The sequence below is a fragment of the Paraburkholderia sp. J11-2 genome, assembly GCF_905220185.1.
GTDB lineage: Bacteria > Pseudomonadota > Gammaproteobacteria > Burkholderiales > Burkholderiaceae > Paraburkholderia.
The window spans coordinates 101363-123488 of record NZ_CAJMYY010000019.1 but is presented as its reverse complement, the minus strand read 5'-3'; the positions used below and the strand labels follow the sequence as shown (position 1 = coordinate 123488).

Below are 22126 nucleotides of genomic sequence, written 5' to 3'. Positions count from 1 at the left end.
GCCGTTGCAAGGGCAACTTTCGCGGGCTTTACGCTTTAACCTGAGGTTATACCCCGCGCGCAAATCGCAATTGAGTTCCCCAGCGTTCCCGGCGAGACTGGCGGCATAGGCCGTTCGGGTTTGGCCGTCTGCGAAAGAGAACAACGGAACATGCGAGTTTGCGTTTTGGGCGGTGGAGTGATTGGCGTAAGCACGGCGTATGCGCTGGCCCGCGATGGACACGAGGTCACGCTCGTCGAACGCCATGCCGATGTGGCGCGCGAAACGAGCCACGCCAATGGCGGCCAGCTCAGCTACAGCTACGTCGCGCCGCTCGCCGACCCTTCGGTGCTCCCAAAGCTGCCGCAATGGCTGTTCTCGCGCGAGGCCGCGTTGCGCTTCGTGCCGCGGCTCGACCCTCACCAATGGCGCTGGTGCGCCGCATTCCTGCGCGCCTGCACGCGCGCACGCAGCCGCGCGACTACGGCTGAACTGCTCGGCCTCGGCTTTCTGAGCCAGCGTCTCATGCACGAAATCGTCGAGCGCGAAGCCCTTTCGTTCGACTACGTGCGCAACGGCAAGCTCGTGGTGTATCGCGATCGGGAAGGCTTTGATGGCGCGCGCCGCCAGGCGCAATACCAGGCGCAATTAGGCTGCGTGCAGCATGCGCTCGACGGTGCGGCATGCGTGGCGCTCGAGCCCGCGCTTGCGCATATCGGCGGCGAGATCGTGGGCGGCATCCACACGCCAGGCGAGGAGGCCGCCGATTGCGATCAGTTCACGCGCGGCCTCGCACACGCGGCGCAGCGCGACGGCGTGAACCTGCAACTCGCCACCGAGTTCTCTCGACTGCGAACGAAAGGGCTGCGCGTGCTGGCCGCGCAAACCTCGCAAGGCGACATCGAAGCCGACGCTTTCGTGGTGTGCCTGGGTTTCCAGAGCCAGCCGATGCTTGCCTCGCTCGACGTGCACGTGCCCGTGTATCCGCTCAAGGGTTACAGCCTCACGCTGCCCAACGCGAACGCGCAGGGCGCGCCGCGCGTCTCCGTCACGGACGCGCATCACAAGGTCGTCTATGCGCCGCTCGGCGAGCGCCTGCGCATTGCGGGCATGGTCGACCTCACGGGCATGAACCCGCACGCCGACGCAGCCCGCATCGCGCTGCTCACGCGCCAGGCGCGCGAAACCTTCCCCAATGCGGGCGACTACGACGCCATTCAGACGTGGACCGGCATGCGTCCCGCCACGCCGGACAGCAAGCCCGTGATCGGCGCCACGCACTTTCGCAACCTGTGGCTCAACACGGGGCACGGCGCGCTGGGCTTCACGCTCGCGCTCGGCAGCGCGCAACTGCTCGCCGATTTGCTGGCGCAGCGCGAACTGCCGATCGATGGCGACGCCTTTGCGCCGGGCCGCTGATTCGCCATTGAGGGGTTATTGAAGCGTCGCCCCTTCCTCGCGCACGACCACGCTCGAGCGTCCGTCGATACTCACCGGCACTTCGCCGCGCACGGTTGCACGCCGCACGATGCGTCGCGCGTCGCCGTAGTCGTTGATCGCGTAGTGCTGCGTCGCGCGGTTGTCCCAGATCGCGACGTCGCCTTCCTGCCAGCTCCAGCGCACCGTGTTTTCGAGTCGCGTGACATGTTCGTGGAATACCTGCAGCAAATGCGCCGAATCGAACGATGAGAGGCCCTTGAGGCGTTGCACGAAGTGGCCGAGCACGAGCGTGCGCTCGCCCGTTTCCGGATGCACGCGCACCACCGGGTGCTCGGTCTCGTAGAGCTTCGACGTGAAGACTTCGCGGTAACGCTTGAGTTGCGCGCTGTCGGCGTTCGCGTGTGTGGAGGCGTAATCGTAGGCGTTGGTGTGCAGCGCCCAGAGCGTGTCGGCGAGCGCGCGCAGCGGCTCGGGCAGGTGTGCATAGGCGGCGGCCGTGTTGGCCCACACCGTGTCGCCGCCAAATGGCGGGATCACCACGGCGCGCAGGATCGAGACTTTCGGGTAGGCGTCGACGAAGGTGACATCGGTGTGCCACGAGTTCGCGCGCGCGCCGTGCAGCGAATCCAGTTCCAGCAGGCTGCCGCCTTCCACCGAGGGCACCGTGGGGTGCGCGACCGTCTCGCCGAAGCGCCGCGCGAAGGCTTCTTGCGAGGCGTCGTCGAGATGCTGCTGGCCGCGGAAGAACAGTACCTTGTGACGCAGCAGGGCGGCGTTGATGGCGTCGAACGTAGCGCTGTCGAGATCGGCGTGAAGACGCACGCCGTCGATACGCGCGCCAATGCGGCCCGCGACCTGATGGAGGTCGAGCGGGGTATCGGCGTGTTGATCCCTGGCGGAATGCAGATGCGCGGACGGAACGGAAACGGCGGGGCGCTGCGTTTGAACGTCGGACATCGAAAGTCTCCTCGGCTGGACGTGGAACATCCATTCAAGCAGCGAAGCGCTGCGAGAAGAACTGACGATTTCTGCGAAGCTAAGTGCGTGGTGGCGCGCTATCAATAGTTGCGCGTGTGATTAGCGCGCACCAAAAGAAAATGACGCAGACCCGCGAGGGAGTGCGTCATTCACAATGTTGCTGCAAGGTACGGCTTTTTTACTGCATGTTCGTTGGTAGGCTCGATTGGATTCGAACCAACGACCCCCACCATGTCAAGGTGGTGCTCTAACCAACTGAGCTACGAGCCTGTCGAGGCGCGAATTATAGAGACACTCGCGTGAGCTTGCAAGCGCTTTTCTCGAATCGGGCGAAACGGCGTGTTTTGGGGCACGCTGCTGCTCGAACCCCTATGCAAACTCACGCGCCAGATTGCGCAGGTTCTGCGCTGGATCGGCGAGCAATTCGCGGGCAATACGCGCGCGTTTGCCGATCAACGCCTTGGCGCTGCGCATGTCGCGGCCCTGGTTCACCGTAATCGCGCCGACCAGCGCGCCTTCGCCGTCGAGACCGAACAGCACGCAAGGCGGTGCCTCCAGGGTGCCGCGCGCGAGCCATTCAGGCGCGGCCATGTCGCCGGTGAACTGGATGTTCAGGCCGCATTGATCGCTCCAGAACCAATCGGCTTCATGTGTCTCGGGCGCGAGGCCGAGCATCGCGCGCGCCGCCGTTTGCGCCTGGCGGTTCGCGTTCTCCCACGTTTCGCGGCGTTGATGGCGCCCGCTTGCCGCGTCCCACTGGCTGGCGGCGTCGCCGGCTGCGTAGATATGCGGGTGCGAAGTGCGGCACTGCGCGTCGATCACGATGCCGTTGCTCACGTGCAGCCCCGCCGCCTGTGCAAGCGCGGTTTCGGGCTCGACGCCGATGCCGTAGATCACCGCGTCGCCGCTTATGCGCGTGCCGTCTTCGAGCGTGAGCACGATGTCGTTGTTCTCGCGTGCCGCCGACGAGAGTGGCGAGCCCAGATGCAGCGTCACGCCGCGCGCACGATGCACATCGCACAGGTGGTCGGTGAGCAGCGGTGGAGCGCAACGCGCCATCGCGCGCGGCGCCTGCTCGATCACCGTGACTTGCGCGCCGAGATCGATCGCGCTCGAAGCGAGTTCGAGGCCGATCACGCCTGCGCCCACCAGCAGCACGCGCTTACCCTTTTGCAGCACGGGTAGAAGGCGTTGCGCGTCCTCTAGCGTGCGCAGCGTGTAGACGCTCTCGCCAAGCGCATCGAGCATCGGCAACCGGCGCACGCGCGCGCCCGTGGCGAGCAGCAGTTCGTCGAAGGCGATCGATTCTCCATTTGCGAGCGTCACGATGCGCGCCTGCGCATCGAGCGCGGTTACCGCCACGCCGAGCTTCAACGCGATGTTGTGCTCCGCGTAGTAGCCCTCGCCGTGAATCGCGCAGCGCGCGGTTTGCGGCTGCAGCAGCACGTCTTTCGAAAGCGGCGGCCGCTCATAGGGCGCGTGCGCTTCCTCGCCGATCAGTACGACGCGGCCCGCGTAGCCTTGCTGGCGCAGTTCGGCTGCGGCGAGCGCGCCCGCCTGGCCCGCGCCGACGATGACGATGGTCGTTGCGTTCATGATGCGTTCCCGTTAGAGATGCAGCCCGCCCGCCGCGTGACGGATGCCACGAATGCCGAGGCCGGCGTCCGCGTTGATCATCACGCCGCTCAGCACGCGATTGTTTGCGCGCGAGGCGAGCATCACATAGGGACCCGTGAAATCGGCAGGCTGCGGAAAGAACTGCAGCGGCAAGATGCTCGCAATCGCTTCGGGCGAACGCGAGTCCATGATGCGCAGGTCCTGCTGGCCGAGCGAAACGGGACCGCGCAAATCGCTCGCCATGCCGCAAGGGCCGACGCCATTCACGCGCACCTTGGGCGCAAGTTCATAGGCGAGCTGGCGGATGATGCCCACGGCCGCATGCTTGCTCGCCGTGTACAAGGGACCGCCGCCGCCCGGATAGAACGACGAATTCGAGAGCGTGAAGATCATGCAGCCTTCACTCGCAATGAGCGCGCGCGCGGCCGCTTTCGCGCCGAGCAGATAGCCTTTCACGTTGATCGAGAAAAGCTCTTCGTAGCCGCTGTCGAGTTGCGCCGGCGAGAGGTCGACGAGGCTCGAAGCGTGATCCCAGATCGCTGCGTTGCCGATGAAGGTATCGAGCTTGCCAAATGCTTCGACGGCGGCGTTCACGGCCCGCTCGTTGTCGGCGTATGAGGTGACGTCGCCCTGCACGGCAACCACGCGCTGCGCGCCGAAGCGTTCGCGCAGCGCCGCGACCTTCTCCGCCGAGCGTTCGAGCACGGCCACGCGTGCGCCTTCTTCGAGAAAGCGTTCGACGAGTGCGAGCCCGAGTCCCGACCCGCCGCCCGTGATCAACGCTACTTCGTTTTCGAGCCAGTTCATCAGGCGGCCTCCGGAACGTCGACGAAAACTTCGCCATCAACGCGCGTGACAGGAAAGGTTTTGAGCGGTTCGGTCGCGGGCTGACACAGCGCCGCGCCGGTCTTCAAGCAAAAGCGCGCGGCATGCAACGGACATTCGACCGTGCCGTCGTCTTCGATATACCCTTCGGACATCGAAGCGTTGCCGTGCGAGCAGCGGTCGTTCAGCGCGAACAGCTCGCCATTCACCTTGAATACGGCGATCGCGGTGGACGGGCCGTCCACCTTGATCGCTTCGCCATCGGACAACGCTTCGTCCTGGCAAACAAAAATACGGGCCATGATCAGAAAAGCACACTCAGGTTATGGGAAGTGAGCACAGCCTGGTCGAGCGTGATCTCACGGTTGCACACCTGCCAGCCTTGGGCGCCTTCCACGCGGCGCACGCGGTCGATGCGGCGGCCAACGTAGAACGTCTCGTCGCGCTCCTTCTGCGAGCGGTAGAGGACGTAGTTCACGTGTGCCTCGTATTCGCCAGGCGTATTGGTGGTGAGCACGCGCAGATTCGTCACGAGATGGCGCGTGCGCGAGGGCGGCTCCTCCGCCCACGCCATGCCGGTCTCGAGGCGCGCCACGCGGCGTTCGAGCTGGAAGTGCGTGTCGTTGAAGATCCACGTGGTGGGCGGTTGCACGCCACGCCGACGGTCGCGCGTTTGCGCGTTGACCGTAGTGCGCATGGTGTAGCGGACATCTTTCGACATGAGGTCGAGCCACGCGCGAAAGCGCCAGCCGTCGAGCAACGCGGCTTCGTCAAAGAGGAACTGCTCGATTTCGTGATGCAGTTCGAGCCCCACGCGCGCGGGCGCAAACACCGGTTCAAGTTCGGCGACTTCGCTCATTTAAGCACCTCCGCCTCGTAGTGCGCGGTGCGCTCGTTCACTTCGTCCCACGTTTCGGAAGCCAGCAAGTCGGCCCAGCGGCGGTACATGCCGCGCGCGGCCGTTTCCGAAAAAATGTAGTTCGTCATGCCAGGTATGCCGTCTTCGCGCAGGCGCTCGTTGCCGAGACCCATTTCGAGGCAGAGCTTCGTTTTGCGCGCGCGGCTGCCGCGCAGCACTTTCTGCACTTCGGCCCAGTTTTCCGAGTCATCCTGTTCGAGAAACCCCGCAGGCCCGAACGCGCGCGTCGCGCTGCGCTCAAAAGCGGACTTCACCTCATCGGATGCGGCCTTGTCGGCAATGCAGAACGCCCACACTTCCACCTGGTTCGGGCCGCGCGGGTGCCACACGCGCAGCGTGGCCGTGCCGTTGAGCCACGAAAGCGTGGGGAACATGTTGTTGTGGCCCGCAAGACGCATCGCGCGAACCTTGCCGAGGCGCGCTTCGGCTTCGGCGTAGGTGTCGCGGAAGTACTGCGAGACTTCACCGTCCACCCAAACGTTCGCGTCGGGCTGCTCGGTGAAGAAGAAGCCGCTGCCGTGGCCCGCCTGTCCGTACTGCAGCGCGTCCTTGGCGGTTTCCCACACGGGGCGCGCGGTTTGGCCCGCACCGAGCGCCTTGTCGCTCGCGCCTTCTTTCGCACCAAGCACTTCGATGGCGGAAGCGTGCGTGAAGAGTGCGTGATACTGGTCGCTCGCGAACTGCTCCGCGGGGAACTTCCAGTTGCAGTCGATCACCCACTTGTGTACGCCGCCCACGATCTCGGTGCCGCCTTCGCGGCGGTCGAGCACGCCGTCCAGATACCAGGCGATGTCGCCCATATAGGTCTCGAGGTCGGGTGCGCCGGCGTCCCAGTTGCCGAACACGAGGCCCTTGTAGACAGCCACGCGCGTGACTTCCTGCAAGCCCCATTTCTCCTTGCACAGGCCCTGCGGATACGCGCGCGGTTCGAGCGGCACGTCGATGAGCGCGCCGTCCACGCCGTACGACCAGCCGTGATACGGGCAGGTGAACGCGCGCGTGTTGCCGCAATCGGCGTGGCTCACGCGCATCGAGCGATGGCGGCACTGATTGAGGAAGGCCTTGATCGAGCCGTCCTTCTGACGCACCACGACGATGGGGTCTTCGCCCATGTAGGTATTGAAAAAGTCGCCGGCTTTCGGTATTTGACTGACGTGGGCGAGGAACAGCCAGCAGCGGCCGAAGATGCGCTCGAGTTCGAGCGCGTAAATGTCGGGGTCGGTATAGATGGACGACGTGACGCGGCCATTTTGCGCGTCGACGAGTGCATCGATGTCGATGATTGCGGACATGCGAGTCTCCTCCGTGGCAGCATTGCCTTTTTGGTGGGAATGCAGACGGATGATCGTTGCTCGCTTTACCCTTGTGAAATATTTTGTTTGTTGCCACTAAGACTTCGAAACGATAACTCGAGCATGGAACTGAGACACCTGCGCTATTTCATTGCCGTCGCCGACGAGCTGAGCTTCACGCGCGCGGCGCAGCGTCTGCACACGGCGCAGCCCTCGCTGAGCCAGCAGATCCGCAATCTCGAAGACGAAGTGGGCACGCCGCTCTTCGAGCGCACGCGCCGCAAGGTGGAACTGACCGACGCGGGCAAGGTGTTTCTCGCCGAGGCGCGGCTCGTGGTGGCGCAGGCCGATCGCGCGGTGGTGCGTGCGCGTCAGGTGGGGCAGGGGCGCGCGACGGTGACGATTGGTTTCGTGCCCGCGGCCGAGATCCGGGTTTTCCCGGTGATCTTGCCGCGTTTGCGCTTGCGCTTTCCCGACGTGAATGTCGAGTTGCGCAGTCTGCCAACGGCCGAGCAGGAAGACGCGCTATTGCGCGGCGATATCGACGTGGCGTTCATGCGGCGGCCCGTTGTTTCGCCGGAATTGCGCAGCGAAGTCGTGCTCACCGAGCCGCTGGTCGTGGTACTGCCGAGCGCTCATCCGCTCGCGAAGCAAAAGCGCATCGCGCCGGCGCAATTGAGCGGCGAGCCGTTCATCAGCACGCATCCGCAGTTTTCGGGGCAGGTGCACAGCGTGGTCGAGGCGTATTGCGAGGCGCAGGGCATCGAGCGCAAGGTGGCTCAGGTCGCGACCAATATTCTGCTCAATCTGAACCTGGTGGGCATGGGGCTGGGGTACGCATTGCTGCCCGCATATGTCTCGTCGCTCACGAGCAGCGCGATCTGCACGCGCCCGCTCGAAGGCGAGCCGCCCACCATCGACTTGCTGATGGTGTCGCGCAAGGAGCCGCATGCAGCGGAACTCGAAGCATTGTTCGAACTCGTGCGCGAGAACGAGGCTTAGCGCTTTGCGTTTTCCTCCTGCGCCTCCAGCGCCGTCACCATTTCCTGCGCGGCGCGCTGCAGCTCGGGCACGAAGCGCCGCACCGCCTCGGCCGGATTGATGGCCTGTTCCAGGTAGATCACGTTCAGGCTCGCGAGTACGCGTCCGTGCGCCTCGATAGCCGTTGCGAGCGCACCGATCTTGCGCTGGTCCGCCCAGTCGCCATGGTTCGAGCCAAAGCCGTCCGCGCGGGTCTGGCGCACGAGATTGCGGATAAAGGCCTTGTCGCTGGCGAGTTTTTGCTGCTGTTCGCCGCCGGCACCGGCGCGCAATAGTTCGAGAATGTCTTCGCGCTCCGCCTCGGGGCACATGGCGAAGTACACGCGCCCCGCCGCTGTGAGCAGGATCGGCAAGCGGCGGCCCACCATCGCTCGGTGAAACGACAGCGGGCTGAAGCGGTGCGTGGTCTCGCGGATCACCATGGAGTCGCCATCGGGCGTCGTGAGGTCCGATGGCCACACGGTGCGCTGGAGCATTTGCGCCATGATCGGCGGCGCGATGGTCGCGATCAGCTCGTCGTCGGTGAAGCCTTCGCTCAGGCCGCGTACGTTCATCGTCAGACGAAAGCTGTCGTCGGAAGCGCTGCGGCGCACGAACTTCTCCTCTACCAGGGTTTCCAGCAGGCGCCTCACTGTCGTGCGGTGCAGACCGGTTGCCTCGCTCAGTTGCTGGCTCGTGGCGCGCCCGTTCTCCATGGCGTTGAGCGCCTGGAGCACCTGCAGGCCGCGCGCCAGACCCCGCACGTTTGCATACTTCGTCATCGAAAATGCCTTAAAAATCAACTGTGTGCATTCTATGCACATTTCTCTAAAAATGTTGAGCGCACATCGGGCGGAACCTAGACTCGCTTCCATTCACCGGACTGTGACAAAACGTCCAACCGGGTGATCCGTTTTCAGGCACCCCCTGTCAGCATCCGCAGCGGTTCCATAAGCCGCGCGAGAAGGAGACACATGAACACCCCCCTCGCCCACGCGGCGGATACCGTCCGCCCTCGCCAGATTGCCACCGACGTCGCCATCATCGGCGCGGGTCCGGTCGGCCTCATGATCGCCAACATTCTCGGCCTGCAAGGCGTGCGTGTCACGCTCGTCGAGAAGCTCGACCAGATCATCGACTACCCGCGCGCGATTGGTCTGGACGACGAAGCATTGCGCGTGTTCCAGTCGATCGGCCTGGCCGACGCGCTGCTGCCGCACACTACGCCCGACCACTGGATGCGCTTCGTCACGAAGGACGGCCATTGTTTCGCCTCGATCGAGCCGCGCACCGACGAGTTCGGCTGGCCGCGCCGCAACGCGTTCATTCAGCCGCTTGCAGACCGCGTGCTCTATGAAGGGCTCGCGCGCTTCGAGCATGTGAACGTGTTGTTCGGCCACGCCGTCAACGCATTCGAACAAGACACGCAGGGCGTGACGATCGATGTGAGCGATGCGAACGGCGAGCGCCGCTCGATCCGTGCGGCGTACCTCGTGGGCGCGGACGGCGGCAACAGCTTCGTGCGCCGCGCGCTCAATGTGCCGTTCGAAGGCCGCACGAAGCCGAATCAATGGATCGTGGTGGACGTGCGCAACGATCCGATCGGCTCGCCGCATATCTACATGCATTGCGATCATCAGCGCCCGTATGTGTCGGCTGCGCTGCCGCATGGCATTCGCCGCTTCGAATTCATGGTGATGCCGGGCGAGACGGAAGAAGAACTCTCGAAGCCCGAGAACATGGCCGCGCTGATCCGCAAGGTGGTGGCCGACCCCGACAAGGTCGACTACATCCGCAAGCGCGTGTACACGCACAACGCGCGCCTGGCCGAAACGTTCCGCGTGGACCGCGTTTTGCTCGCTGGCGACGCTGCGCACATCATGCCCGTGTGGCAGGGGCAGGGATACAACAGCGGCATTCGCGACGCGAACAACCTGGGCTGGAAGCTCGCGATGGTCGCGAAGGGCCAGGCCGACGGCCGCCTGCTCGACAGCTATACGGTGGAGCGCCGTGCGCATGCGCGCTCGATGATCCACCTCTCCGAAGTGGCGGGCGATATCTTCGCGCCCACCACGCGCTTTGGCGCGCGCTTTCGCGACACGTTCGTGCGCTGGATGAATGTATTCCCCTCGGTCAAGCGCTACTTCGTGGAAATGCGCTTCAAGCCGATGCCGCGCTATGAAGCGGGCGTCGTGCTGCTGCCGCCGCCGCAGAAAACGGGTGGCTGGCTCGCAAGCCTGCTGGAGCGCTCGGGCAACTCGGCGCCGGGCCGCCTGCTCGGCTTGATGAGCCAGAAGCGCGACTCGCTGATCGGCCGTCTCGCGTATGGTCGCGATCCGCTCGCGGCTTCGCCCGTGGGCCGCATGTTCATTCAGCCGCGCGTGCGTCTTGCCGATGGCCGCGTGGTGCGCCTCGACGACGCGATCGGCAACGGCTTTGCGGTGCTCGCCTGGGGCGCGGACCCGACTTTCGGCCTTACGCCGCAGGCTCGCGCGCTGTGGGAGCGACTGGGTGCGCGCTTTATCTTCGCGAAGCCCGACGTGCAGCTCGAATACGCCGACGACGTGCCCGAGGGTGTGCTCGCGCTCGGCGACGTGCAGGGCCGCCTGAAGGAGTGGTTCAGCCGCCTGCCCGAGTCTGTGGTGCTGCTGCGTCCGGACCGCTTCGTTGCGGGCGTGTGCACGCCGCAACAGGTATCGGACTCGATCGTCGAACTCGCGGGCAAGCTCGGCATGACCGAAGCCGCCTTTCATGAGGCGAGCGCCGCTGCCCCGCAAAACCGTCCCGTGCGCGGCGTAGCCGTAGCGCGCACAGCAGGAGCATGAGCATGCCGATTCACCTCGAATGTCTTTCGCACACGCCGTTGCACGGCTATTTCGATCCGCTGCCCGAAGTGGTGGAGGAGGTCGAACGCGTAGGCCGCGCCGCGCGCGAACGCGTGGAAGCGTTCAACCCCGACCTGATCGTTGCGTTCGCACCCGACCACTACAACGGCTTCTTCTATGACGTGATGCCGCCGTTCTGCATCGGCGCGCGTGCCGAGGCCATCGGCGACTTCAAGAGCATGGCCGGTACGCTGCCGGTGCCCGAAGACCTCGCGCACAAGCTCGCCGAAAACGTGCTCGAAGCCGATATCGACGTAGCGCTTTCGTACCGCATGCAAGTCGATCACGGCTGCGCGCAGGCGCTGGAAGTGCTCACCGGCGGCCTGGATCGCTACCCGGTCATTCCCGTGTTCATCAATTCCGTGGCGCCGCCCATGGCGACGCTGCGCCGCGCGCGTTTGCTCGGCGACGCGATTGGCCGCTTCTTCTCGCGCGGCGACAAGCGCGTGCTCGTGGTGGGCTCGGGCGGCATTTCGCATGAGCCGCCGGTGCCGGAACTGTGCGGCGCGACGCCCGAAGTGGCAGAACGTTTGATCGCGGGCCGCAACCCGACGGCCGACTCGCGTGCCGCGCGCCAGGCGCGCACCGTGGCCGCGGCGAAGTCGTTCACCGCGGGCGACAGCCATTTGCATCCGCTGAACCCCGAATGGGACCGCGCGTTCCTCGCGCGCCTTGAATCGGGCGAGTTGACGTCCGTGGACGGCATGACGAACGCGGCCATTACGCGTGATGGCGGCAAGTCGGCCCATGAAATCCGCACGTGGGTTGCGGCGTTCGGGTCACTGGCCGCCTACGGCCCGTATCGCGCGACGCTGGACTATTACCGCGAAATTCCCGAGTGGATCGCGGGCTTTGCCACCATGCACGCCACGCCCGACGCGGCTTGATCGATCAATACGGACTCCGGAGAATCAACATGTCAGATTCGAAACTCGCCGCGGCACTCGCTGCGCGCCTGCGCGAGGCGGAAGCGTCGCGCAACGTGATCGAGCCGGTGCGCGGCGAGATCGCGATCGATGATATCGCCACCGCTTATGCGGTGCAGCAAGCCAACGTCGACCTGCGCGTGGCGGCCGGCGAGCGCATTGTGGGCCGCAAGATCGGCCTCACGTCGCTTGCGGTGCAAAAGCAACTGGGCGTGGATCAGCCCGACTTCGGCGCGCTGTTCGCGTCGATGGCTTACGGCGACGCCGAAGCCATTCCCCTCTCGCAACTGATCCAGCCGAAGGTGGAAGCGGAAATCGCGCTCGTGCTGGAGTACGACCTCACGTTCGAAAAGCACACCTTCGTCGATATCCTGCGCGCGAGCGCCTATGCGCTGGCGGCTATCGAAGTGGTGGACAGCCGCATCCAGAACTGGGACATCCGCTTCGTCGACACGGTGGCCGACAACGCCTCGAGCGCGCGCTTCGTGGTGGGCAGCCGCCCGGTGCCGCTCTCGCAGATCGACCTGACCGCTTGCGCGATGGAGCTTTCGCGCGAGGGCGCTGTGCTCTCGCGCGGCAACGGCGCCGCGTGTCTCGGCAATCCGCTCAACGCCGCCGTGTGGCTCGCAGACCGCATGGTTCAACTCGGCACGCCGCTGCGTGCGGGCGACGTGGTGCTCACGGGTGCGCTTGGGCCCATGGTCGCCGTGAAGGAACCCGGCACCTATACCGCGCAGATCGAAGGCCTCGGCAGCGTTCGCGCGACTTTCTCCGCCTGATACAGGAATTCATATGGCTTCCGAAAAACTCAAGGCCGCGATCATCGGCTCCGGCAACATCGGCACGGATCTGATGATCAAGATCATGCGCAACAGCCAGCATCTGGAGATGGCGGCGATGGTCGGCATCGACCCGAACTCCGATGGCCTCGCACGCGCGGCGCGTCTGGGCGTCGCGACCACGCACGAAGGGGTGGTCGGCCTCACGCGCCTGCCGGTGTTCAACGACATCGACTTCGTGTTCGATGCGACCAGCGCTGGCGCACACGTGAAGAACGACGCGCTGCTGCGCACGCTCAAGCCGTCGATCCGCGTGATCGACCTCACGCCTGCCGCGATTGGCCCGTACTGCGTGCCGGTCGTGAACATCGATGCGCATATCGAAGCGCTCAACGTCAACATGGTCACGTGCGGCGGCCAGGCCACGATTCCGATGGTCGCCGCTGTGTCGCGCGTCGCGAAGGTCCACTACGCGGAGATCGTCGCTTCGATCAGCAGCAAGTCGGCTGGCCCCGGTACGCGCGCCAACATCGACGAGTTCACCGAAACGACTTCGAGAGCGATTGAAGTGGTGGGCGGCGCCGCGAAGGGCAAGGCCATCATCGTGCTGAATCCGGCCGAGCCGCCGGTCATGATGCGCGACACGGTGTATACGCTTTCCGAAATGGCCGACCGCGAGAAGGTCGAGCAATCCATCGAAGAGATGGCCGCGAAGGTGCACGCCTACGTGCCGGGCTATCGCCTGAAGCAAAAGGTGCAGTTCGACGAGATTCCCGCGAGCGCGCCGCTCAACATTCCGGGCCTTGGCAAGTTCAGCGGCCTGAAGACCTCGGTGTTTCTCGAAGTGGAAGGCGCCGCGCATTATCTGCCCGCTTATGCTGGCAATCTCGACATCATGACTTCCGCCGCGCTGGCCACCGCCGAACGCATGGCGCAAACGCTCTTGAGCGTACAAGGAGCGTAAAGCGATGAGCAAGAAACTCTATATCTCCGACGTGACGCTGCGCGACGGCAGTCATGCAATCCGCCACCAGTACTCGATCCAGAACGTGCAGGATATCGCTCGCGCGCTGGACAAGGCGAAAGTGGACAGCATTGAAGTCGCACACGGCGACGGCCTGCAAGGATCGAGCTTCAACTACGGCTTCGGCGCGCACAGCGACCTCGAGTGGATCGAGGCCGTGGCCGACGTCGTCACGCACGCCAGGATCGCGACGCTGCTCTTGCCCGGCATCGGCACGATTCACGACCTGACGGCCGCGTACAACGCGGGCGCGCGCGTGGTGCGCGTTGCCACGCATTGCACGGAAGCCGACATTTCGAAGCAGCACATCGAATACGCGCGCGAACTGGGCATGGACACGGTGGGCTTCCTGATGATGAGCCACATGACCACGCCGGAAAACCTCGCTGTCGAAGCGAAGAAAATGGAAAGCTACGGCGCGACCTGCATTTACGTGGTCGATTCGGGCGGCGCACTCACGATGAATGACGTGCGTGACCGCTTTCGCGCAGTGAAGGCCGTTTTGAAACCCGAAACGCAAACGGGCATGCACGCGCACCACAACCTCTCGCTGGGCGTGGCGAACTCGATCGTGGCCGTGGAAGAAGGTTGCGACCGCATCGATGCATCGCTTGCGGGCATGGGTGCGGGCGCGGGCAATGCGCCGCTCGAAGTGTTTATCGGCGCGGCGGAACGCATGGGCTGGAATCACGGCACCGATCTCTACACGTTGATGGATGCCGCCGACGACATCGTGCGCCCGCTGCAGGACCGCCCGGTCCGCGTAGACCGCGAAACGCTCGCGCTCGGCTATGCGGGGGTGTATTCGAGCTTCCTGCGCCACTCGGAAGTGGCCGCGAAGAAGTACGGCCTGAAGACGGTCGACATTCTCGTCGAACTGGGCAAGCGCCGGATGGTGGGCGGCCAGGAGGACATGATCGTCGACGTGGCGCTCGATCTGAAGAAGCGCCAGGAAGCATTGCAGTCCTGATCAAGCGCGCCGCGCATCGCCTTTCGGGTGATGTGCGGCGTTGCCACATATAGCCGCCGGAAAGAGTGGCTTGCTTATACATACGGAGACTTTTTATGACGTCGCGAAACAGTAGTGCTGGAGGAAGTGCAACGAGCAGCAAGGCAACCATTGCCCTGTGTCTGGCGGTTGCGCTGCTCGAAGGGCTGGACCTGCAATCGGCGGGTGTCGCGGGACCGCGCATGGCGAAGGAGTTTCATCTCGCCGTGGCGCAAATGGGCTGGGCGTTCAGCGCGGGTGCGATTGGCCTCTTGCCGGGCGCGGCGCTGGGCGGGCGGCTTGCCGACCGCTTCGGCCGCAAGCGCGTGCTCATGTGGTCGGTCACATTGTTCGGGCTGTTCTCGCTCGCCACGACCATGGTGTGGAATTTCGAAAGCCTGCTGGTCGCGCGTCTGCTCACGGGTCTCGGTCTCGGTGCGGCCATGCCGAACCTGATCGCCCTGTGCGCGGAGGCAGCGGGTGAGCAGCAGCGCAGCACGGCGGTGGGCGCGATGTACTGCGGCATGCCGTTCGGCGCGGCGATCGCCGCCGTGATCGGCATGCTCGGCACGGGGGACGCGAGTTGGCGCCACGTGTTCTACGTTGGCGGCCTCGGTCCGATCGTGATGGTGCCGTTGCTCGGCGCATTCCTGCGCGAGTCGCAGCAATTCGTGGCTACGCAGGCTTCGAAGATGGTGAAGGAAGGTGCGCCGAGCGTGGCGCAAGCGCTGTGGCGCGAGGGCCGCGCACGTACGACCATCGCGCTGTGGATCAGCTACCTCGGCACGCTGATCGTGCTGTACTTCCTGATGAACTGGCTGCCCTCGATGGTGCTGGCGCGCGGCCTCACGCGCGTGCAGTCGAACCTCGTGCTGATGCTGTTCAACATCGGCGGCGGTATTGGCGCTGTTGCGATCGCAACGATCATGGATCGCTTCGGCCGCCGCGGCACGGTGATCGGCATGTACATCGGCGTTGTGGTGGCGCTCACCGTCCTCGCGGGCGCGGGCGGTGCAGGCTCGACGGCCGTGGGCGGCCTGCTGTGCGGCTTCTTTATCGTGGGTGGCCAGTCGGTGCTTTACGCACTCGCAGGCCATGCCTATCCCACGGAAGTGCGCGGCACGGGCGTGGGCGCAGCCGTGGCCGTGGGACGTCTCGGTTCGATTCTCGGGCCGCTCGTGGCGGGCCAGTTGTTCGCACTCGGTCAGAGCCCGTCGATGCTGGTGGGCTCGAGCATTCCGCTCGTTGTGATCGCGGCGCTTGCCGCGCTGAGCGTGGTGGGCGCATTCAGGCAGCGCGGCGCATTGGGCGCTCAGGGCGCATGAATTTGAAGGGGAGAAGGCATACGCTTTCTCCGGCATGGGTTATCACGTTTTAAAGGATGGTCATCATGACTGGTACGGCACAAGCAATCACCGAAGCCTCGACGAGCCAGTTCGCCCGCGTGAAGGACGGCGAGGTCGAGTTCCAGATTCACTACAACGACGCAGGCGTTGGCGCCGAAACCGTTGTGATGCTGCACGGCTCGGGTCCGGGCGCGAGCGGCTGGGCCAACTTCAACCGAAACGTCGAGCCGCTCGTCGCGGCCGGCTACCGCGTGATCCTGATGGACTGCCCGGGCTGGAGCAAGAGCGACCCGATCGTTTGCACGAGCTCGCGCTCGGACCTGAACGGCCGCGTGCTCAAGGGGCTGCTCGACGTGCTCGACATCGAGCGCGTGCATATTCTCGGCAATTCGATGGGCGGTCACAGCGCCGTTGCCTTCGCGCTGGCGAACCCGCAACGCGTGGGCAAGCTCGTGCTGATGGGCGGCGGCACCGGCGGCCCGAGCAACTTCGTGCCGATGCCGACCGAAGGCATCAAGCTGCTGCAAGGTCTCTATCGCGATCCGACCATCGAGAACCTCAAGCGCATGATGAACGTGTTCGTGTACGACGCGAGCGCGCTCACCGACGAGCTGATGCAAACGCGGCTCGACAACATGCTCGCGCGCCGCGACCACCTGGAAAACTTCGTGAAGAGTCTCGCCGCGTTCCCGAAGCAGTTCAGCGACTACGGCGCGCGCCTTGGCGAAATCGCCGCGCCCACGCTCGTGATCTGGGGCCGCGACGACCGCTTCGTGCCGATGGATATCGGCCTGCGTCTGCTGGCCGGCATGCAGAACGCGCAACTGCATGTGTTCAACCGTTGTGGGCACTGGGCGCAGTGGGAGCACGCTGAAGCGTTCAACCGCATGGTGATCGACTTTTTGAAGCACTGAAGCACGCGTAAGCAGTTGCAGCAACGAAGCGGCGCACCTCATGGTGCGCCGTTTTTATTGGGGGGCTCTGACCTCCCGTGAGAAGCCATTCCAGCACGGTTGTGTCTTTGAAAGCATGCCGCACGTAGCCGAAGGTCTTTTCCTTTCTCGTCGAGCCTCAATTTGCCGGAGGGGCATCGAAGCCAACGTCGATCTGTTGCGCTCACAACATCTTAACAATCATGTAACACAACTTACATATACTTTCCGCGACTTAAAAACTGTCGGGTATACCCGGCATATAACAAGGAGAAGTTGTGAAAAATGCACGGTTGCGCAGGGGCACGCTCACGATACTGGCAAGTATCGGTGTAATGGCAGGGTTGTCTGCCTGCGGAAGCAACGACAGTGGCTCGAACGGGCCGAAGGTCACTGGCCAGGTGCTCGGCAGCTATATCCAGGGGGCGGCGGTCTGCCTCGATGTGAACAACAACGGCAAGTGCGACCAGGGCGAGCCTGTCGCGCGCTCGGATGCCCAAGGCAAGTTCTCGATCACCGATACGAGCAACGGAGCCTGGAAGTATGTCGTTGCTGACCTGAATGGTGCAGCGGAGAACGACGCATCGGGCAAGAACATGGGCACGACGTTCAACAGCACGGCTACGTTCCGTTCGCCGCGTGGTGTCAGTTCCGTGAGTGCGATCACCACGCAGCTTTCGCAACTGATTGACAGCGGCCTGTCGCAATCGGACGCTCAAACGCAACTGGCGAACAAGATCGGCACGACGCCGGACGCCCTGCTGGGCGACTTCAACACCAACGGCAACGTCGTGGTGAAGGCAGCGAGCGACCAGTACATTGCAACCGTCGCTTCGAGCAAGGCGATCAAGCACGTCTGGGTTATCGTGCTCGAAAACAAGAGCGCGGAATCGACGTACGGCACGACGGCCTCGGATTCGAACCAGGACCCGTATCTGAAATCGCTGATGCCGCAGGGCACGTTCCTCTCGAACTACTACGGCACCGGCCACGTTTCGCTGGACAATTACATCTCGATGGTCTCAGGTCAGCCGTCGACGCACGACACCGAAACGGACTGTTTCCAGTTGTGGTCCGATATTGTCGACGCCGGCAGCGACTCGGCGAACGCCAAAGTGCTCAAGGCAGGCACGGACGCAAACGGCCATCAAAGCGGCGGCTGCGTATTCCCGGCTCGCGTTCAGCATATTGGCAATCAGATGGAGCAAGCCAAGCTCACGTGGCGCAGCTACAACGAGGACATGGGCAACGACCTGAACCGTGACGGCACGAGAACCTGTTCGTTCCCGCGCCGAACCGCCCAGCTCGCGGGCGCCGACCCAACGAAGGCTGTGGATGGCACGCAGGCCGCGCAGGCTCCTTCGGCCTCGGGTGACAAGCCGGGCGATGAGTACGCGACGCGTCACAATCCGTTCCCGTATTTCCATTCGACCATCGATGATCTGGCGAACTGCGACGCGCACGTGGTCAACCTGCAAGACGACCTGGCAACGGATCTTCAGTCGATCGACACCACGCCGAACTTCTCCTTCATCACGCCGAACCTGTGTGACGACGGTCATGATGGTGACGGTACGGGGACTGCGGGCAAGGGCTGCGCGAACGGTCAGCCTGGCGGTTTGGCTTCGATCGACGCGTTCCTGAAGAAGACGATCCCGATGATCCAGGCTTCGCCCGCCTACAAGCAGGACGGCCTGATCATCATCACCACGGATGAAGGCGTCGTGACCGGACTGACACCGACAACGCAAGTCAGTGCGGATGGCAAGACGCTCTCCCTGCTGGAGCCGGAGATGGGCAACCAGTGCCCTGGCTGCAACCAGCAAACGGGTCCGAACGTGACGCGTCCGGAACAGGTCACGATGTCCACGCTGCCGGTGGCTGAAGCAAGCCTGCTCGGTATCAACCCGGCGACGCTGCCTGCATCCGTGCAGAACGTGTCGATTGCGTTGAACTACCTCGGAGTCGGTGGCGATCAGATTGGTACGCTTTTGCTGTCGCCGTTCATCAAGGGCGGTCACGTGGACAGCACGGGCTACAACCACTACGCGCTGCTGCGATCGCTCGAAGACAACTTCGGCATGGGCTCGTATCTCGGCTACGCCGATGATGCGTCGCTCAAGCCGATCTTCACGTCGGCCAACATCGATAACCGCTAATCCCTGGCGGTCTCACAAGAACTCTGTTGTCTTTGCCCGGTTCTCTGTTCGAACCGGGCTGTTTTTTTATCCGTCATGCGCCAATTTCCTTCAAAGGCTGTTTTCGCAACGGCCCTTTGCATTTTCCTTCTGTCCGCCTGCGACAAACATGCAGCGGACGCTCAAGCCGCCCCGGTCAAGGCTGCTGCCCCTGATCTGGCAGCGATCGGCAAGGCAGCGTTCTTCGATCCGTCGCTGTCGGCCTCCGGCAAGCAGTCGTGTGCCTCCTGTCACAGCCCCGCGAATGCCTATGGGCCGCCGAACGGTCTGCCTGTCCAGTTGGGCGGCCCAAACCTCGATCGAGCCGGACTGCGCGCGGTGCCGTCGCTGCGTTATCTGCGTGCGGTGCCTTACTGGACGTACACGCAGGCAAATAGCCTGAAAGAGCGTCTCGAGGATGGAGATAATCAGCCCATCGGCGGATACACCTGGGACGGGCGCTACAACACCCCCGCGGATCAGGCTGCATTCCCCCTGCTCAATCCGGATGAAATGGCCAATAGCAGCGCGGAGGACGTGGCGCAGAAGTTGAGCAAAAGCGCCTACGCACAGCCGTTCCGGGAAGCATTCGGCGAGGACATTTTCTCGCGACCGGCGCAGGCGCTGGCGGACCTTGGAAAGGTCTTGCAGGCGTTCCAGTTCAATGATCCGTCGTTCGCGCCGTACTCCAGCAAGTTCGACCGCGTGCTCGACGGCAAGGATCAATTCACGCCACAGGAAGCGCACGGATTGATGCTGTTCAGCGACCCGGACAAGGGCAACTGTGCAAGCTGTCATTTGATCAACAAAGGCGCTCACGGCTCGCATCCGGCACTGACGGATTACAACTTCCAGACGCTGGGCGTGCCGCGCAACATGGACATTCCGGCCAACCGCGATCCGAACTTCTTCGACATGGGGTTATGTGGGCCGCTGCGTGAAGACCAGACGAAGCAGCAGAAGTGGTTCTGTGGAATGTTCCGCACACCTACGCTTCGCAACGTCGCCACGCGACGCGTGTTCTTCCACAATGGCATGTTCCATACACTTGAAGACTCGATGCGCTTCTATGTTGAGCGCGACACGAACCCGGAGAAGTGGTATTCGAAAGACGCGCACGGCCATGTCGTGAAGTTTGACGACCTGCCGAAGAATCTGCGCAGTAACGTGGATATCAAGACGGAACCGCTGACGAATCACCGGGGCGGCAAACCGGTCTGGTCGGACTCGGATATCCGCGACGTGGTGGCGTTCCTGAATACCCTGACCGACGCGGACGCAAAGACAGTGCCTCGCTAACGTTGCGCAGAGAAAAGAAAAACCCGGTCAGCTTTTGAACCGGGTTTTTTTATATGCGATTCGCTACGGCTTTTGTGTGACGAAAGAGCGCCGCGCAACTAAAGACAAACCCGCATTAGCGTAAAACGAAACGATTCGCCATTGACAAATTAAACCTGCCCCACCTATGATCGGCTCACTGCCTGGAGACGCGCGCACCGCAAGCGTCCCGGCGAGCCGCGCAAGGCGCGCAAGACGCCGCGCATCAACGGTTTGCCCGGTTCCGACCGGGTGAGCCGCAGTCATGTTTGGAGACAGGCAGATGCCCCAATCGATTGCCACGGACCGCGGGTCCGAAGCCGCGCGCACGTATGCCGCGCCCGCGCTGAATCCTTCGCAGCAAGACGACGCGCTGTATCGCAAAGTGTCGGCGCGCGTCATCCCGTTCCTGTTCGTTTGCTATGTCGTATCGTTTCTAGACCGCATCAACATCGGCTTCGCGCAATTGCAGATGAAGCACGACCTGGGCTTCAGCGACGCGATGTACGGCCTTGGCGCCGCGGTGTTCTACGTGGGCTACGTGCTGTGCGAAGTGCCGAGCAACATGTTGCTCGCGCGCTTCGGCGCGCGCCGCACGTTCATGCGCATCATGCTGCTGTGGGGCGTTGCCTCGACCAGCATGATGTTCGTGGCGAGCCCCACGCAGTTTTACGCGCTGCGCTTCCTGCTGGGCGTGTTCGAGGCGGGCTTCTTTCCGGGCATCGTGCTCTATCTCACGTACTGGTATCCGGCGCGCCGCCGCGCGGCCGTGTTTTCGATCTTCTTCGCGGGCGTGGCGGTGGCGGGTGTACTGGGCGGCCTCATCTCGGGATGGATCATGCGCGACCTGGCCGGCGTGGCGGGTCTTGCGGGCTGGCGCTGGATGTTCCTGATCGAAGGTCTGCCGGCCGTGCTGCTTGGCCTCATGGCGGCGTTCTGGCTCGTGGACGGCCCCGAGAAGGCGAGGTGGCTGACCGATGCGGAGAAGGACCACCTCCTTGCGCAACGCGACGGCGAAGGCGGGCACGCGCATTCCACGCGGTCGTTTGGAGCGGCGTTGCGCAATCCGCGCGTGTATCTGTTCGCGTTCATCTATTTCTCGCTGACGTGTGCCTCGCTCACGTTGAACTTCTGGATGCCGCTCATGATTCGCGACTTCGGCGTGCACGACGTGCTGGCGATCAGCCTCTACACCGTCATTCCGAATGCGGTGGGCGCGGTGGGCCTCATGTGGATCGCACGCCGCTCGGACCGGCGTGGCGAACGGCGCTGGCATTTCGCGGCGTGCACGATAGGCGGCGGCATCGCATTGGCGCTGCTCACGCTGCATCTGGCGAGCTTCGCCGCGATGATGGCGATCCTCTCGATCGCAGCGGTGCTGATCTTCGCCGCGTTGCCGATCTTCTGGGCAGTGCCTTCGGCGTATCTCTCGGGCAAAGCCGCAGCAGCGGGGATCGCGCTCATCAGCAGCATTGGCATTACGAGCGGCATTGTGAGCCCGTGGGCGATCGGGCTCATCAAGACGCATACGGGCAGCATGGATAACGCGCTTTATCTGCTCGCGGCGTTGCTGGTGGTGAGTGGGGCCGCGTTGGTGGCGGGTGTGCCGGCTGTGAAGGCTGGCCGCTGAGGTGGGATGCCCTGCGTTGCGGGGCAGTTTGATTTGAGACGGCAGTATGGTC

At 63.8% G+C, this 22126-nt stretch carries 19 protein-coding genes and 1 tRNA gene; 12 read left to right on the top strand and 8 right to left on the bottom strand.

Annotated elements, in window-relative coordinates:
* Window positions 1-120: 120 nt before the first annotated feature.
* The gene (locus U5A57_RS25570) at window positions 121-1398 is read left to right on the top strand and encodes a D-amino acid dehydrogenase (protein ID WP_415774659.1); all 1278 of its coding nucleotides are present in this window, start codon (window positions 121-123) and stop codon (window positions 1396-1398) included.
* A gap of 15 nt (window positions 1399-1413) precedes the next feature.
* Here the strand turns inward: U5A57_RS25570 and U5A57_RS25565 are convergent, their stop codons facing one another.
* The 7 genes from U5A57_RS25565 to hcaE all read right to left on the bottom strand — a co-directional run bounded on the left by U5A57_RS25565 (window position 1414) and on the right by hcaE (window position 7050).
* A complete protein-coding gene (locus U5A57_RS25565; RefSeq protein WP_321914415.1) occupies window positions 1414-2376 on the bottom strand; it encodes a TauD/TfdA family dioxygenase in 963 nt (320 codons plus the stop codon).
* Window positions 2377-2590: 214 nt separating this feature from the next.
* A tRNA-Val gene (locus tag U5A57_RS25560) sits at window positions 2591-2667 on the bottom strand.
* A gap of 99 nt (window positions 2668-2766) precedes the next feature.
* Entirely contained in the window at window positions 2767-3993 is a 1227-nt protein-coding gene (hcaD, locus tag U5A57_RS25555) for a 3-phenylpropionate/cinnamic acid dioxygenase ferredoxin--NAD(+) reductase subunit (RefSeq protein WP_321914414.1), read from the bottom strand.
* Between the two features lie 12 nt (window positions 3994-4005).
* Window positions 4006-4821 (bottom strand): 3-phenylpropionate-dihydrodiol/cinnamic acid-dihydrodiol dehydrogenase, encoded by an 816-nt coding sequence (gene hcaB / locus U5A57_RS25550; protein ID WP_321914413.1) that lies wholly within the window; start codon window positions 4819-4821, stop codon window positions 4006-4008.
* Window positions 4821-5141 (bottom strand): 3-phenylpropionate/cinnamic acid dioxygenase ferredoxin subunit, encoded by a 321-nt coding sequence (gene hcaC, locus U5A57_RS25545; protein WP_321914412.1) that lies wholly within the window; start codon window positions 5139-5141, stop codon window positions 4821-4823. The genes hcaB and hcaC overlap by 1 nt, the downstream gene beginning before the upstream one ends.
* Before the next feature lie 2 nt (window positions 5142-5143).
* Window positions 5144-5698, bottom strand: coding sequence for a 3-phenylpropionate/cinnamic acid dioxygenase subunit beta (gene hcaF, locus U5A57_RS25540; RefSeq protein WP_321914411.1), 555 nt, complete (start codon window positions 5696-5698; stop codon window positions 5144-5146).
* A complete protein-coding gene (gene hcaE / locus U5A57_RS25535; protein ID WP_321914410.1) occupies window positions 5695-7050 on the bottom strand; it encodes a 3-phenylpropionate/cinnamic acid dioxygenase subunit alpha in 1356 nt (451 codons plus the stop codon). The genes hcaF and hcaE overlap by 4 nt, the downstream gene beginning before the upstream one ends.
* A 123-nt stretch (window positions 7051-7173) precedes the next feature.
* Between hcaE and hcaR the strand changes: the two genes are divergently transcribed.
* Window positions 7174-8052, top strand: a complete 879-nt coding sequence (hcaR, locus tag U5A57_RS25530; protein ID WP_321914409.1) for a DNA-binding transcriptional regulator HcaR — start codon at window positions 7174-7176, stop codon at window positions 8050-8052.
* On the opposite strand, the gene U5A57_RS25525 is transcribed toward hcaR, so the two are convergent.
* A complete protein-coding gene (locus tag U5A57_RS25525) occupies window positions 8049-8852 on the bottom strand; it encodes a DNA-binding transcriptional regulator (protein ID WP_321914408.1) in 804 nt (267 codons plus the stop codon). The genes hcaR and U5A57_RS25525 overlap by 4 nt on opposite strands.
* Window positions 8853-9044: 192 nt before the next feature.
* Here U5A57_RS25525 and U5A57_RS25520 point away from each other — a divergent pair, with 192 nt between their 5' ends.
* The 10 genes from U5A57_RS25520 (at window position 9045) to U5A57_RS25475 (ending at window position 22074) form a co-directional block, all read left to right on the top strand.
* The gene (locus U5A57_RS25520) at window positions 9045-10895 is read left to right on the top strand and encodes a bifunctional 3-(3-hydroxy-phenyl)propionate/3-hydroxycinnamic acid hydroxylase (RefSeq protein ID WP_321914407.1); all 1851 of its coding nucleotides are present in this window, start codon (window positions 9045-9047) and stop codon (window positions 10893-10895) included.
* Between the two features lie 2 nt (window positions 10896-10897).
* Window positions 10898-11842, top strand: coding sequence for a 3-carboxyethylcatechol 2,3-dioxygenase (locus U5A57_RS25515; RefSeq protein WP_321914406.1), 945 nt, complete (start codon window positions 10898-10900; stop codon window positions 11840-11842).
* Window positions 11843-11871: 29 nt separating this feature from the next.
* Window positions 11872-12660 (top strand): 2-keto-4-pentenoate hydratase, encoded by a 789-nt coding sequence (gene mhpD, locus U5A57_RS25510; RefSeq protein ID WP_321914405.1) that lies wholly within the window; start codon window positions 11872-11874, stop codon window positions 12658-12660.
* 13 nt (window positions 12661-12673) lie between these two features.
* Window positions 12674-13624: an acetaldehyde dehydrogenase (acetylating) gene (locus tag U5A57_RS25505; protein ID WP_321914404.1), complete on the top strand. Its 951-nt coding sequence runs from the start codon at window positions 12674-12676 to the stop codon at window positions 13622-13624.
* Between the two features lie 4 nt (window positions 13625-13628).
* Window positions 13629-14654 carry a 4-hydroxy-2-oxovalerate aldolase gene (dmpG, locus tag U5A57_RS25500; RefSeq protein ID WP_321914403.1) on the top strand — a complete coding sequence of 342 codons (1026 nt, stop codon included), beginning with the start codon at window positions 13629-13631 and terminating at the stop codon, window positions 14652-14654.
* Window positions 14655-14749: 95 nt separating this feature from the next.
* Window positions 14750-15997, top strand: a complete 1248-nt coding sequence (gene mhpT / locus U5A57_RS25495) for a 3-(3-hydroxy-phenyl)propionate transporter MhpT (protein ID WP_321914402.1) — start codon at window positions 14750-14752, stop codon at window positions 15995-15997.
* Window positions 15998-16062: 65 nt separating this feature from the next.
* Complete coding sequence (locus tag U5A57_RS25490; RefSeq protein ID WP_321914401.1) at window positions 16063-16932, top strand: alpha/beta fold hydrolase; 870 nt, start codon at window positions 16063-16065, stop codon at window positions 16930-16932.
* 296 nt (window positions 16933-17228) lie between these two features.
* Entirely contained in the window at window positions 17229-19109 is a 1881-nt protein-coding gene (locus tag U5A57_RS25485) for an alkaline phosphatase family protein (protein WP_321914400.1), read from the top strand.
* A 75-nt stretch (window positions 19110-19184) separates the two neighbouring features.
* On the top strand, window positions 19185-20426 hold the full coding sequence (locus tag U5A57_RS25480) for a cytochrome-c peroxidase (protein ID WP_321914399.1): 1242 nt from the start codon (window positions 19185-19187) through the stop codon (window positions 20424-20426).
* A 301-nt stretch (window positions 20427-20727) separates the two neighbouring features.
* Window positions 20728-22074: an MFS transporter gene (locus U5A57_RS25475; RefSeq protein ID WP_321914398.1), complete on the top strand. Its 1347-nt coding sequence runs from the start codon at window positions 20728-20730 to the stop codon at window positions 22072-22074.
* Window positions 22075-22126: the final 52 nt, after the last annotated feature.

Excerpts from the sequence above, each read along its gene's own strand:
- dmpG (WP_321914403.1), top strand. The coding sequence starts at position 13,629 with ATGAGCAAGAAACTCTATATCTCCGACGTGACGCTGCGCGACGGCAGT.
- mhpT (WP_321914402.1), top strand. The coding sequence starts at position 14,750 with ATGACGTCGCGAAACAGTAGTGCTGGAGGAAGTGCAACGAGCAGCAAG.
- hcaB (WP_321914413.1), bottom strand. The coding sequence starts at position 4,821 with ATGAACTGGCTCGAAAACGAAGTAGCGTTGATCACGGGCGGCGGGTCG.
- U5A57_RS25515 (WP_321914406.1), top strand. The coding sequence starts at position 10,898 with ATGCCGATTCACCTCGAATGTCTTTCGCACACGCCGTTGCACGGCTAT.
- U5A57_RS25520 (WP_321914407.1), top strand. The coding sequence starts at position 9,045 with ATGAACACCCCCCTCGCCCACGCGGCGGATACCGTCCGCCCTCGCCAG.
- U5A57_RS25525 (WP_321914408.1), bottom strand. The coding sequence starts at position 8,852 with ATGACGAAGTATGCAAACGTGCGGGGTCTGGCGCGCGGCCTGCAGGTG.
- hcaR (WP_321914409.1), top strand. The coding sequence starts at position 7,174 with ATGGAACTGAGACACCTGCGCTATTTCATTGCCGTCGCCGACGAGCTG.
- hcaE (WP_321914410.1), bottom strand. The coding sequence starts at position 7,050 with ATGTCCGCAATCATCGACATCGATGCACTCGTCGACGCGCAAAATGGC.
- U5A57_RS25505 (WP_321914404.1), top strand. The coding sequence starts at position 12,674 with ATGGCTTCCGAAAAACTCAAGGCCGCGATCATCGGCTCCGGCAACATC.
- U5A57_RS25565 (WP_321914415.1), bottom strand. The coding sequence starts at position 2,376 with ATGTCCGACGTTCAAACGCAGCGCCCCGCCGTTTCCGTTCCGTCCGCG.
- U5A57_RS25475 (WP_321914398.1), top strand. The coding sequence starts at position 20,728 with ATGCCCCAATCGATTGCCACGGACCGCGGGTCCGAAGCCGCGCGCACG.
- U5A57_RS25480 (WP_321914399.1), top strand. The coding sequence starts at position 19,185 with ATGCGCCAATTTCCTTCAAAGGCTGTTTTCGCAACGGCCCTTTGCATT.
- hcaD (WP_321914414.1), bottom strand. The coding sequence starts at position 3,993 with ATGAACGCAACGACCATCGTCATCGTCGGCGCGGGCCAGGCGGGCGCG.
- hcaF (WP_321914411.1), bottom strand. The coding sequence starts at position 5,698 with ATGAGCGAAGTCGCCGAACTTGAACCGGTGTTTGCGCCCGCGCGCGTG.
- hcaC (WP_321914412.1), bottom strand. The coding sequence starts at position 5,141 with ATGGCCCGTATTTTTGTTTGCCAGGACGAAGCGTTGTCCGATGGCGAA.
- mhpD (WP_321914405.1), top strand. The coding sequence starts at position 11,872 with ATGTCAGATTCGAAACTCGCCGCGGCACTCGCTGCGCGCCTGCGCGAG.
- U5A57_RS25490 (WP_321914401.1), top strand. The coding sequence starts at position 16,063 with ATGACTGGTACGGCACAAGCAATCACCGAAGCCTCGACGAGCCAGTTC.